Source organism: Pseudomonas sp. GW821-FHT07G10, assembly GCF_059418545.1.
Window position 1 is genome coordinate 92116 of record NZ_JBWKQB010000022.1, and the last position, 12459, is coordinate 104574.

The 12459-nt window shown below is 54.5% G+C and carries 8 protein-coding genes and 1 pseudogene; 6 read left to right on the forward strand and 3 right to left on the reverse strand.

From position 1 onward, the window contains the following. Positions 1–91: 91 nt before the first annotated feature. Positions 92–3049 (reverse strand): hypothetical protein, encoded by a 2958-nt coding sequence (locus AC07O1_RS22155; RefSeq protein WP_495090126.1) that lies wholly within the window; start codon positions 3047–3049, stop codon positions 92–94. A gap of 411 nt (positions 3050–3460) precedes the next feature. On the opposite strand from AC07O1_RS22155, the gene AC07O1_RS22160 reads away from it, so the two are divergent. After that, positions 3461–5845 (forward strand): hypothetical protein, encoded by a 2385-nt coding sequence (locus AC07O1_RS22160; protein WP_495090127.1) that lies wholly within the window; start codon positions 3461–3463, stop codon positions 5843–5845. Between the two features lie 15 nt (positions 5846–5860). Here AC07O1_RS22160 and AC07O1_RS22165 read toward each other — a convergent pair whose 3' ends face one another. Next, on the reverse strand, positions 5861–6229 hold the full coding sequence (locus AC07O1_RS22165; RefSeq protein ID WP_495090128.1) for a response regulator: 369 nt from the start codon (positions 6227–6229) through the stop codon (positions 5861–5863). Positions 6230–6492: 263 nt separating this feature from the next. Here AC07O1_RS22165 and AC07O1_RS22170 point away from each other — a divergent pair. Continuing rightward, positions 6493–6880 (forward strand): annotated as a pseudogene (locus tag AC07O1_RS22170) (histidine kinase); the annotation flags it as partial. Positions 6881–6925: 45 nt separating this feature from the next. Further along, positions 6926–7303, forward strand: coding sequence for a response regulator (locus tag AC07O1_RS22175; protein ID WP_495090129.1), 378 nt, complete (start codon positions 6926–6928; stop codon positions 7301–7303). Between the two features lie 166 nt (positions 7304–7469). Here AC07O1_RS22175 and AC07O1_RS22180 read toward each other — a convergent pair whose 3' ends face one another. Next, on the reverse strand, positions 7470–8525 hold the full coding sequence (locus AC07O1_RS22180) for a tetratricopeptide repeat protein (protein WP_495024011.1): 1056 nt from the start codon (positions 8523–8525) through the stop codon (positions 7470–7472). Between the two features lie 323 nt (positions 8526–8848). On the opposite strand from AC07O1_RS22180, the gene AC07O1_RS22185 reads away from it, so the two are divergent. The 3 genes from AC07O1_RS22185 to AC07O1_RS22195 are packed head-to-tail and all read left to right on the forward strand — an operon-like array spanning position 8849 to position 12165. Further along, a complete protein-coding gene (locus AC07O1_RS22185) occupies positions 8849–10996 on the forward strand; it encodes an FUSC family protein (RefSeq protein WP_495090130.1) in 2148 nt (715 codons plus the stop codon). Beyond that, entirely contained in the window at positions 10986–11186 is a 201-nt protein-coding gene (locus AC07O1_RS22190) for a DUF1656 domain-containing protein (protein WP_494995315.1), read from the forward strand. Before AC07O1_RS22185 ends, AC07O1_RS22190 begins: the two co-directional genes overlap by 11 nt. A gap of 4 nt (positions 11187–11190) precedes the next feature. Then, positions 11191–12165: an HlyD family secretion protein gene (locus AC07O1_RS22195; RefSeq protein WP_494995316.1), complete on the forward strand. Its 975-nt coding sequence runs from the start codon at positions 11191–11193 to the stop codon at positions 12163–12165. Positions 12166–12459 lie beyond the last annotated feature (294 nt).

Sequence of the window (12459 nt, forward strand, 5' to 3'; positions counted from 1 at the left end):
TGGTGAGTTGGCGCCCGGCAGCCACCTCAAAGAGCTGGAGCTGACCGGGTGGATTGGGTCTTGTTAAAGCTCAATCAGTGATGGGTGATGCTCAACGTGCTGCTGTCGGTGATGGGGCAATTTCTAACTGAAAACTCATGAGTTTGGGTCCCCTCGGCGTCAGCGTGTCCAAGTCCAGCATGTACCAATCAATACCTTTTTTTACGATAAACACATCAACTGCTTTGGAAAAATTACCGTTAGCAGCCCATCTTGCTTGTTGAATATCGGCGTGGTCGGTGGACTTGATCAAGTCGGAATGCTGGCTGGTAGTGGATGCTTTACGCAGTCGCCCAGTTGCCGTGCGCGTCGTCTTCAGACCCGTGTGCGTCAGTAATAGAAGCCCTCCTTTTGTAAGTGTAGATCCTGTACTCAGCAGATCCTTGACGCCACTGAGCGGGTTTACGAGGGATAAGGAAAAGGTTGCGCCGAACCTGGTCAAGTTGAAAATTTTTGCTGATCTGGAGCTCGCCTTGACAGCAATGGATAACAACTTGGGTGCGGCTCCCACTATCGCGCCAATGGTCACCAGCCCATCGAGTACGCAGCCGACCGTACCTTGCTTTTCTCGGTCAGGATCTCCAGACGTCAGGTCTTCTATACACCCTTTAAATGGAATGATTAAATTGAGGATAAGTTGTAAGTTTTCGTCATTATTTTTTCGAAACGCCTCGAGTTCTGTTACTCCCTTGGCTGCCTCGAACAGCTCATCAAATGTGGCTGGCGGGTAATGATCGACAATCAAGTTGACGATGCTCTGAATTTTTTTAGAATTATAGGTTTCGACGGGCCCCAGTTGCTGTTTTTCGCTACCTGCTACTGCCCATGATTGGTAGGCTTTCTCTACAACAACCCAGGACTTTTTACCCTTGATCGATTCTGATCCTGTGAGATAGGCATCCACATCGAGCGGCCACTCGAGGTGTTCAGCTTTTTTATGCATATGGGTCTTGTCAAAAGTAGTGCCAGGCTCGCGGTAGCTGATATCGGTCATCTCGAATGTGCTGTTGAACTCCGGGCGTTTGTAGCATTTACCGCGTAAAGTGAACAATTCATAGTAATGACTCTGGCTTTTATAGGTGGCGCAAATAATCAGTCCGTAGCGACCTCTCGCCTTATCCCTCATCTTCTGGGTTTCTCCGGGGTGAGGGACTTCGATTTTTTTTCTAACGGAATATAAGCTTATATCACCATACTCCAGTGCAAGTCGATCTGTTAAGGGCATTTGTGACAATGCAAGCCTCAAGATGATGCGAAAGGCTTCATTTAATGAAGTGTAATAGCTATTAAAGGCCGTCAGGAAAAGTGCATTGATGTCTTTCAAGTGGCGAAATTTTGACACTGCACCGGACGGCCATGACCCTAAATCAAGGTGGCGCAGGTTGGGGTTGAACTTGTTGCCCAGTATTCCGTCAGACAACAGATCACCCGACATGAATAACTGAACAGCGGATTGGGCATACTTTTCATCTATGGGGAGCGGCCCCTGAGAGACAAGCAGGTTTTTATTTTTAAGATAATGACCGGCAGGCAAAACCCTTTCCAGTTCCTCTAATGCCACAGCTTCTCGAGTGGGCAGAGGCGTCGCCAGTGCTTCGGCACATTGACTCAAACTGTCTATGTACTTATCAAAGTCAGTGCCGGCAGTAATGAGCTGTTCTTTGCTGTATTCGCCGATTGCGCTGTAAGCGATCAAGCCGTTCATTGCTGCCCAGTTCAATATCGGGTTGATTGCCATGATACTGTAAAGCACTTGAAGTTCAGCGTTGATTGGTTGAATGTCGGCGAACGCCATGACGTCGCTGTAAGTCATCAAGCGCGAAGCCCCCGCGGAGATAGCTTCGATATGGGCAACGGCATGTGCAAAATTTACCCACCCGGATGAACCGATGAGTAGTGACTCAGGAATCTTTTGTACCAGAAACTCAGGAGCAATACCGGCTAATAGCAAATGGGCAGCCAACGGCGCAGATTGAGTACTGGCAACTTTTTTGGACGTTAAGTGTTCTTCAATCTCAAGCCAAACCTGCAGGTGGTTCCGTTGAGCATTGGCGGGTTTGTAGAGCTCATAATCGAATACACGATTTCTGAATTCATTCTGGCCAACGGCAGGATGAATGTTAAGCAATACAGCGGTTATGAGCAGTTGCTGAAGATCCTCTTCCGAAAGGGTTTGTCCAGGCTCGACGCCGTACCAGCCCAAGGGCTTCATATAATTACGGGCGTAGAACTTTGCAATCGGACTGTCGAGAAGACTATTCAGGTTGCGTGGAATATTGGATCTTATTGTTTCTGCACTCCTTTCTCCCAGTATCTGATTGGTTAACCGTTCGAGAAGTGTTATTCCAGTCGATAGCGTCGTTGAGACAACTCTGCAAATCTCCTCCCGTTGCGCATGGGAGAGTACCAGTGGTGACTGATCCGGGTCAGTCAACGCTTTTCGATAATTACCCAGTTTCGGGCCTTCGATCAGATTGAGCTTCAAAAATTTGCTGAGGTTTTCAGCCTGAATCAAGGTTTTGGGGATGGGGTGTTTATAAAATTCGAGCCATTGCTCGACATTGATTTGTAATGCCTGATGAACAAAGCCTCCTGCTTTTGCTGCCAGTTCACAGATGGAATCAAGTTGATTTTTTAGATTTGGTTTGCCATCAATATAGGGGGTGAGGATCGTCCATCCCGTGTTTGTCAATGCATGGAAATTCCTGTCTGAATCGCAGCGCATAGGCGCGTCGTCAGGAATGGAGTGTAGCTTTATCAATAATTGAAATTCCGCGCTTCTTACCATTTCAATTAACGCTTTTCGCCCGTCTTGATGCACGCTATCAAGCGAAGAATCGGCAGTGAGCGGTACTGTCAGTTCGGACAGGCTGATTTTATCAGGTGTGTGACTGACAAAGTCGGCAAGCTTTTCAGTAACCAGCTCTTTTTCTTTAAGATTGGCTGTTCTGATGTTGTCGAGCTGATTGGAAAGTGATTTCAGTCTGTTTTGTAGAGTGCTGTCGTCCATGTTGCATCCTGTAGCTATGTATTTAAAATTTGGCTTTGAACTGCACTCGCTCGATGTGGCGCTGAAGGTGCTATTTGATTGATTGCGGAGCACGTCGCCATAACTGCGAATGTGGTTCGCCAGTTTGCCGGTCAGTGGTGCTGTTTGTGTTTTTGGTCCTGCGATAAAATTAGTTCGATAGTCTGATCTTGGCTAGCGTGCTTGTTTGACCACTTGTTTCTCTATTGAATATGACCCTGGCGCTTCCGGGGATCGAAATCCAGTGCGGATGGTTAGTGTCAGGTAATAGTTGCTAACAACAGAATATTTTTTCTGGCGGCGTCATTGTCTATGGTTTGTGGTGCCCGCTAGCGATGTCCTTTGCTTGGCGGAAAGCGTGATTCCCATCCATATGATTTTAGTAGGTGATGTATGACGGCTCCCCAAGAACGACCTGAAGATGACTCACTGTTATGGCTGCTCGATCCATTGGTGGACTTATATGATTCTGATGATGCACCTTTGCTCAAGGCAAGAACCAACGCTGTCGAAAGCTCGAGCGAAAGCAATGAAGTGGTTCCAGGTTTAACCCTGGACCAGATAAGTGAACAAATAGTCGGGGGCTGCCTGGCAGTCTCAGCTCCCTGGAGTTTCGACCCTGTCTTTTTCATCCGTCAGCGGATTGAAGATACCGTGCAGAACTCAGACTCTCCCGCAGACATAAAAAGCCGTATAAAATTCGACTCGAGTATTGATGTTAGATACATTGAACCCAGCCCCGTCCGTCGAAGTGACTGGTTAAAAGGCGAAAAAGCACCTGCTGACTGGCGCTATCAAATGTTTACGCTGGCGGAGATCTGCACTGACTACCATCATCAGGTACTGAAAGATAAGGGTTACATACGAGTAGATTGGCCTGAAATTTATTCCAGTGACCTGAAGGATTCATTCGAGGATGCAGATTATCAATCTGATTTCAGGCGTCATGTGGCAGATACATTGAGGCAACCGACAGCACAGGCATTGGGTGAATTGCTAAAGACAGCCGAATTGAAAAAAGAAGTTGTCAAATACATGCAGAGCGATGAACACTCTATGGAGAGTCGCATCATTGCCTTTGGGTTTCTCAAAGGCATCATTCCAGCCCGTACATTGAACTTGCATAGCGATCCCGACCTTGAAGCCGATAATGTCGTATTTATCGGTCGGCATAATCTGGCCAAAGGGGTTCTGTTTTTTCTGGGCGGTGATAATGCAACCTTTGAGTTTCCCGAGGGGCATGAGGCACGAGGCAGGGTTCTTGAAGAAAACCAAACACTGCAAAAAATGCTGTTGAAGCGAATTCCGCTTCGTGACCAGCAAAGAACCTATGTAAGAGACTTCAAGTATAAAGGTCCTGTATATTCGTTATTCGCCAGACGACCCGTTTACAGGGAAATTGTATTCCAGCCCCAGGCGGACATAGGCAAAGCACTTTTCGAACGCCACATTGCACGAGCGCTGGCTGATATCGACACCCTGGTGTCCACTAGCGCCGAACGGTTGACTGATATGGCCCTGGAGTCGGTGGGGTACCTGTTGCAATGCCTTTCTATCGTGGCGACATTACCTATAGGCGGGACGGGCGCTTTGGCGACGGCACCGGCGAGAATGATGATTTCATTTTTGTTGGGAATGGGGGTTTCAGCCGCAGATCTGGCGCGCGCGGAGTTGTCTGATGACCCCGAAGAGGCTGATCGGTTGAGGATGAGTGCGGCAATCGGGGTTATTGTCGAACTCGCCGGACCGATTGCTGAAAAGGTCGTCGGCAATGCGCTTTCCAGCGTTGCAAAAAAGGAAATCGGCCGTCGCGTCGGCACATTGTTGAACTCAACCCACAGGTATTCCCTGCTGCGCGAGTCTTCATCGAGTATCGCTAATCAGATAACCGCCACCGCGGGAATGGAAATCCCTGGTGTCGCGAAAGGTATCAGTGTGTCTACTCAACTGGGGCATCTTGCAGGAGGACCGCACCTGGCTCAGAAACTGGCGAGCGAGACCCAGTGGGTCCGGCTTTCTGGTCCTGAAAAAGGCTATGTGTACCAGGGCTTTGTATTTCGCGGTGATATGCGGGAACCGTCGATCATCTTCGAAGAGGGTTTCAGGTTAAGAACGCCCATCACTGATATCAATCAAGTGAACGGCTTCAAAGGGGGCTATGGAGGCGCCCATGACGCTCTGGCCTTCGACGGTGCCGGAATATCGACATCGGCCTTCTACAAAAAAGATGGTGCGGGGGCCTTTGTATATGGTGGCGACAAAGGCGGCTTCACCTATTTTATCGATGCTCGGCAAATTGAAGGTTTCCACCTTTATGCCAATACTGAGCTGGCGTTTCGTCCCGACTCGCCACTCAAGCAACTGCCGCCCCTTGAAATAAACTATGGTGTTGATCTGCCCCCCTCAGCAGTACTTGGCGCCTACGACAAGGATGGCGTATTTATTTCCAACCCCAAGGCTATTACCCGGGCTATCAATTCAAGTCATAACGAAGTTTCCGATGGCATCGCGGGAAGGACGGTAAAAGAGGGTATTAAAGAAACCAGTCCTGACGGCGATATTCTTAACCTGCATTTCGGTAATGAAGCCATTGCCGGCACCGGAATAGATGGGCAGGTGGCTGATGCCGGAGCGCTCAACCGGGTAACCTCAAGCGACATCGATGCTTTCAGAGAAAGGCATGCCGAGAGACTCAACCGGGTAACCTCGAGCGATATCGATGCGTTCATGGCAAGGCGAGCCGAAAAACACAGTCGCGAAAATAATCAAGAAGGCTGAACTCTAAAGCGGCGTTCAGCGCCCTTGTCGGAGCATGCTCTGAACCTTGTCCCGCAGTTGATCAATAGAGAACGGCTTGCCGATGACCGACATGCCGACAGGGGCTTCAATGCTTTCGGCATAACCGCTGGCAAACAGAACTGGCAATGTGGGTCGAAGCTCACGGGCACGGACCGCCAGTTCTTTACCGTCCATGCCCGGTAGTCCGACGTCTGTCATCAACAGGTCGATGGTCTGCCCGCTGTCCCCGAGAAGTTTCAAGGCGGTTTCGCTGCCATCGGCTTCAAGCACCTTGAGCTCCAGCTCTTGCAACACGTCAACGATCAGCTCGCGTACGATGGCGTCGTCTTCGACTACAAGGATGGTGGAGGCGATGGCGGACATTACGGGGCTCTCTAAAAGTGAAGGCGCGGGTGCCGGTCGGCGAAACAGACTCGCTACTGGCATGAGCCGTTAGCGAGTCCCGACAAGTTCTCGAGGTTGTACAAAACAGCATAGCGGTATACCGGCCGAGAAGAATAACCTTCCGCTTGACCCAGGGCAGGTACGACATAGACATTGCGCGCTAAGCTGTCAGAAAAATAGCAGCCCGGCTCGGGAGCAAGCCCCGTGTTTCAGCACTTCACCAAGGCCTTTAAGCGGTGCGCATGCGCGATATTTCGCGGTTGCGTACCGGCAAGCTGTCGATCCTCTCCAGCCGGTTTTATCTGGCACAATTTGTGCTTTTTCTGTTGCAGAACTTCGCGCTGCAAGTCGATTCGGCTGAATCCTCGGTGAGCTTCGTTGCCGATCTACCGGTAGAAGGCAACCGGGACGAGTCCCCCATCGAACAGGTAGTATCCAGCCTGCTGACAAATGCTTTGCGTTATGGCGCCAAGGGTCCGATCGACCTGCACGTGTACACCGAAGGCGGCCAGGCACGGCTCGAAGCCCATGCGGGCTCCATCACTGTTGAATGCAAGATTATGAAGGCTCCTTATTTCGCGTTTGCCTGCCGTTGTAGAAACAGCTACAAGCGACGCAACCTCTGCTTGACCGGATGGTCGTATCCGGCAGCTATTGAACGAACAAAGGCTTCCCATGAGTGAAGATGCACAAGACGTCGTACTGATCGTCGAAGATGAACCGGTAATCCTGATGCTTCTCGCCGACTACCTGTCGGGCCTGGGCTATCGGGTATTACAGGCCGAGAATGGCGAGCAGGCCTTCGAGATTCTGGCCAGCAAACCGAACCTGGACATCATGATCACCGATTATCGACTGCCCGGTGGCATTACCGGGGTGATGATCGCCGAGCCTGCGCTCAAGCTTCGCCCGGACCTGAAAGTGATCTTTATCAGTGGTTACGCGGCTGAAATTCGAGAATCTGGCAGCCCTATCACGCGGACTGCACCGGTCCTGGAAAAGCCCTTCAACCTGAGTACCTTGCAGCAGAAAATTCAGGAGATGCTGGCGTAGCGAGCGGTTGTTCTCTACGAGACCGCAACCGGCGGACCAGGCATTCGCGCAGATCCTGCATCGACCTGGTACAGCCGTGGATGATCAGGTGTACGCATAACCTGCAGGAGTTGCCGAGCCCGCGTTCGGACGATCTTTCGGGGGGGGGGGGGGCGCAGGCTTGGGCCTACAACCCCTGCTGCAACGCCGGGTCATCCGGATTCTGTTGTTCCAGCTGCGCCAGCAGGATTTGCACGTTTTGCAGTTGCCCGCTTTCTTTCCAGTAGTTGATCAGCAGTACCCGCGCCTTACGATTGGCTGGCTGGCGTTGAACGATCTCTTCGAGCTGCTTTTGTGCGGCCTCAAGTTCTTTTTCGCCGTGCAGTGTGGTGGCCAGGTCGTAGCGGTATTCGTTGTTGTCCGGTTCAAGCTCCACGGCTTTGGACAGACCCAGCAAGGCGTATTCACCTTGCCCGTGATGCAACAGCCAGAGACCCAGGGCATGCTGCAGATAAGCCGAGCCGGATTGCTCTTGCAACTGCCTGGCAAGCAACTGCCGGGCAGCATCAGCCTGACCTTGTTTGTCCAGCACCTCAATCTGCGTGACGACGGCGCGTAGATTTTCAGGCTGCAGGCGCAGCACCGTTTCGAGAGCCTGTTGTGCCTCTTTCAATTGAGCGTTGTGCAGGTGCAGGCGCGCCAGTTGGTATTGCGCCTCGACACTCTGGGGCTGGGCCTTGAGGACTGATTCATACTCGTCGAGGACTTGCTCCAGGGGACCGAAATACAAACCCAGATCGTCTGGCGAAAGCCCCAGTAGCGCGTTAGCCGTGGCGAAACGCACACTTTGTTCCCTGTCCTCGAGCAACGGCCCGAGCAACAGGCTCCTTTGCCCGCCAGGCACCAGCCCGACAATGCTCTGTATCGCCGCCTGACGAACCACTATCGAGGGGTTGAGCAAATCGGCTTCGGCCAGTTTCAAGGCTTGCGGGCTGGGGTAGTCGGGAAGTTCGGCATGTAGCCTGACCCGTTGGCTGTCCGACAGGTCCGGGCGGGCCAGTTGTTGATAGAGCACCCGCGCCGCGCCCGGTTGGCCATTGTGGGCCTGTTCCAGCGCTTTGCCATAACCCTGCTTCACCGCAGGAGGCACGACTGGCGCAGTACTGCGCATAAAAAACCAGGCAATGGCGCAGGCAAACACGATAAGCAGACCGATGATCAGATAGCGGCGGGGCTTGGGCATGCAGGAGTCCGGGGGCTGGCAGCTTTTACAAAGGCGTCAGCTTCGGCCAGGAGGGGCCAGGAGTCAAACCCTGACTCAGGTCAGTACGTACTCGATCGGCTTGGGACGCACAATCATGGGGCTGGGCTTTATCGAGTGACGCTTTCGCAGCGGTTCCAGCCAGGAAGCGCGGCTCGTTTCTGTCCAACCGCTATGGCTGACAGGGTGATCGAGCGTATCTATCGGAAGCGTCTGACCCATCGGCGAGTTTGCCTGGAGCGTGTGTCGAGACTGAAACCTGTCGAGGCACCGAAGCAGTGACTACGCTTGCTGGAGATGACTCGATGAGTGTTCCCATGCAACCGCTACTTCAGTACTTCAAGGCGATACTCAACCCCGGGCAAGGGGTGCTGTTGTTCGCCCTGAGAACCATCGCGGCCGGGCTATTGACGCTGTATCTGGCCTTCTTGTTCGACCTCGACCAGCCCAAGTGGTCGATCATGGCGGTGGTCATCGTCAGCCAGCCACTGGGCGGCATGGCCCTGGCCCGCAGTTTCGGTCAGGTCATCGGCACCACGCTCGGGGCGGCTGTGGCGGTGGTGATCATGGCGATCTTTCCCCAGGCGCCGCTGCCTTTTATCACCACCCTGGCCTTGTGGCTGGCGCTGTGTACCGCTGGTGGCACCTTGCTGCGCTACACCAGTTCCCAGGCGTTTGTTTTGAGCGGATACACGGCAGTGGTTGTTGCACTGCTGGCGGTGCCTGATCAGGACGGCACGTTCCTGCTGGCCGTCACCCGCGTGACCGAGACGCTCTTGGCGGTTGCCTGTGTGTGCGTTGTCAGCCTTCTTACGGCGCGACCGGAAACCGTAGCCCGGGATTACTTCGCCAAGATCGATCAAGTGATCAAGCTGCTCGCGACCCACGCTGCTGCCGTCATTCGAACCGAAGAAAGCGAAGCCGATTTCCACCGGCGCCAGATGCAGCTGCTAGGCGCGATCAGCGCCCTGGAAGGCGTACGTCGGCATTTGTATTTCGATGCCCCACGTTTGCGCAGCGCCAATGGGCTGGTGCAGTTGCTGGGTAATCAGCTGGTGCTGCTGACCTCGCGGTTGACGGCTTTGCGCCACCAGCGGGAGCTGCTTACCGAGCGCTGGGAAGGCGCGTTGCCGGAGGAGATACAGCGTTTGCGCGCCGAAGAGCTGGCCTTTCTCGATGAATTGGCCCAGCAGGGACGCTCGTTATCAGCCGAGGCTCGCCATCATTTCTCGGCGCTGCAACAGCGCTTCGATGACCAGGCCTACAAGGCCGAACAACTCACCGAGACGATGCCTGCCACACTACGCTCACTGGCCTGGGCTCTGCGCTGGGAGCAGGCGCGGATGCTGGAGCAGCTCGGCCAGACTCTCGAACTGAGCGACGCGATCCAGGACGGGCGTGAAGCCAGTTGCGTGTTTCGCGGCCAGGACAATCCGCTGCATCTGGACTTCACCCTGGCGGCGATGAACGCGATCCGGGCATTTACCGCGTTGCTGGTGGCCGGCCTGATCTGGATCGAGACCGCTTGGGACGGAGCTCGTGGCGGGATGATCGTGCTGGGGATTCTCTGTTCGCTGATGGCGACTTTTCCGCGACCGTATCTGGCCAGCCAAAGCTTTGCCAGGGGGCTGGGTCTGGCCTTGGTGGTGTCGGCGCTGTATCAGTTCATGCTGGTACCGATGATCAGTGACTTCGAGTTACTCGCCTTGTTGTTCGCCCCATTGCTGTATGCCGTCGCGGTAGGGCTGGCCAGTCCACCAACCACTGGCACAGGCATTGGGCTTGGACTGACGACGATGCTGTTGCTGGGCCCGCAAAACGTGGGAATCGGCCAAAACACGGCCATTCTGTGGTTCGAGTTTGCCGCTGCGTATACCTGCGCAGCCACGCTTGCGCTCAGTGTCTACGCCTTGATCTTTCCGTTCAGGCCCGTTTTGCGGATGCGCCGGCTGTTCAAAGAAAACTGCGAGCAGGTCTACGCTTTGCTGAAGACACCGGCCACCGATGAGCAGCAATTTGCGTTTGAAAGCCGCATGGTCGATCGTCTGACCATGATGTTGGGATTATTACCGGCCACCCACGACAAGCAGTCCAGCGAGCTGTTCGAAGTCAGCCTCGGGTGCATGGCACTGGGTGTGGCGTTGAACCAGCTAAGGCAACAGGGGCGAAGCAACACGCTGCTGAGCACTGAACAACAAAACCGTCTGCTGGCTGCAGTCCGTGAGGCTGGACGATTGGTCGCCGGACGGCCAGGGATTGACCTTGAGCAACTGCTCGGAAACCTGCGGGTCCTGGGCGACGAAATGGACGACTTGCATTTAGACGTTCATGAACACCTGTGGTCGGTCTTCAGGATGCGCGTGGCGCTGCTGATTGTGGTGTCGTTTCTGGAGCGACATCGCAAACACTTTCAACCCGTAGACATGGAAGGAGTTCCGGCCCTTGCCCATTGATCTGGAAGTGGGTGGCGTCTACTTGCCGCCAATCGCCCAGGCGCTGCTGCTGGCCTTTCCGGTTTTCCTGCTGCTGGACTGGATCCTGCGCCGCTTCGGTGTGCTGCGGTTCGTCTGGCATGAAGCCTTGTTCGAAGGCGCGTTGTACGCCTGCGTTTGCGCAACGCTGATTCTGGTGATGGGAGCTTGATGCGTTGAAGAAGATCCTTGCCCGACTCGTGACGGTGGCGGTGGTATTGCTGGCCTTTGTTCTTGGCTGGTTTGCCTGGGAGCATTACACCCGCGCGCCCTGGACGCGGGATGCACGGGTACGTGCCGATGTGGTGACCTTGTCCGCCGATGTCTCGGGGCGCATCGTCGGCCTGGGCGTCCAGGACAACCAGCATGTGGACAAAGGCCAGCTGCTGTTGGAGATCGACCCGGCGCGCTACGTCCTGGCGGTGGAGCATGCCAAGCGCTCGGTGGAGGTGGCGAAAGCCACCCTGGGTCAATCCGAAGCAACGATTGTTGCCAGTGAAGCGCTGCTCAGCCAGCGTCAGAGTGAAGAGCGCCGACGGCGCACCCTCAAGCAGCGCTTCGCGATCTCCGGCGAAGAGTGGGAAAAATCCAGCACGGAAGTGGCGGTGGCGCAGGCTGAGTTGCTGCGCAACCAGGCCAACCTGGGGTTGGCTCAGGCCAACGTGCAACTGGCAATCGCCGCATTGACCCAGGCTGAACTGGATTTGCAGCGCACCCGGGTCGAAGCGCCTGTCAGTGGTTACGTCACCAACCTGCTGACCCGCCAAGGCGACTATGCCGCCGCCGGTGGCGCGCTGTTGGCGCTGGTGGACAGTGACTCGTTTTATGTCAGCGGCTACTTCGAAGAAACCAAGCTGCCGCGAATCGAGGAGGGCGACCGCGTCAGGATCGAATTGATGAGCGGCGAAACCTTTGGCGGCACCGTGCAAAGCATTGCCTTCGCCATTGCCGACCGGGAGAACTTGCCCGGCGGTCGCTTGCTGGCCAACATCAACCCCAGTTATACCTGGGTCAAACTGGCGCAACGGGTGCCGGTGCGGATACAGATCGATCCTGACTATGCCGGTAAACGTCGGCTCAGAGCCGGTACCACCGCCACCGTCACGGTGCTTGAAACCAATGTGGTTCCTGGGTCAGAACGCGGTCCGTAGCAGCTGCCGAAGGCTGCGTTCTATCGTTACCACGCAGGAGCGTGGGAACGATCAAACGTCCTTCGCGAGCAAGCTCGCTCCTACACAGAAATTGCTCCATCAAGGGGCGACCGTTTGCTCACCCCTTTTTTGTCTGCGCTTGATCGTTCCCACGCTCTGCGTGGGAATGCCGCCCTGGACGCTCCGCGTCCACGTGACGCAGAGCGTCACCGGGATGCGTTACCACGCAGGAGCGTGGGAACGATCAAACGTCCTTCGCGAGCAAGCTCGCTCCTACACAGAAATTGCTCCATC

Excerpts from the sequence above, each read along its gene's own strand:
- AC07O1_RS22155 (WP_495090126.1), bottom strand. The coding sequence starts at position 3,049 with ATGGACGACAGCACTCTACAAAACAGACTGAAATCACTTTCCAATCAG.
- AC07O1_RS22185 (WP_495090130.1), top strand. The coding sequence starts at position 8,849 with ATGAGTGTTCCCATGCAACCGCTACTTCAGTACTTCAAGGCGATACTC.
- AC07O1_RS22180 (WP_495024011.1), bottom strand. The coding sequence starts at position 8,525 with ATGCCCAAGCCCCGCCGCTATCTGATCATCGGTCTGCTTATCGTGTTT.
- AC07O1_RS22160 (WP_495090127.1), top strand. The coding sequence starts at position 3,461 with ATGACGGCTCCCCAAGAACGACCTGAAGATGACTCACTGTTATGGCTG.
- AC07O1_RS22175 (WP_495090129.1), top strand. The coding sequence starts at position 6,926 with ATGAGTGAAGATGCACAAGACGTCGTACTGATCGTCGAAGATGAACCG.
- AC07O1_RS22165 (WP_495090128.1), bottom strand. The coding sequence starts at position 6,229 with ATGTCCGCCATCGCCTCCACCATCCTTGTAGTCGAAGACGACGCCATC.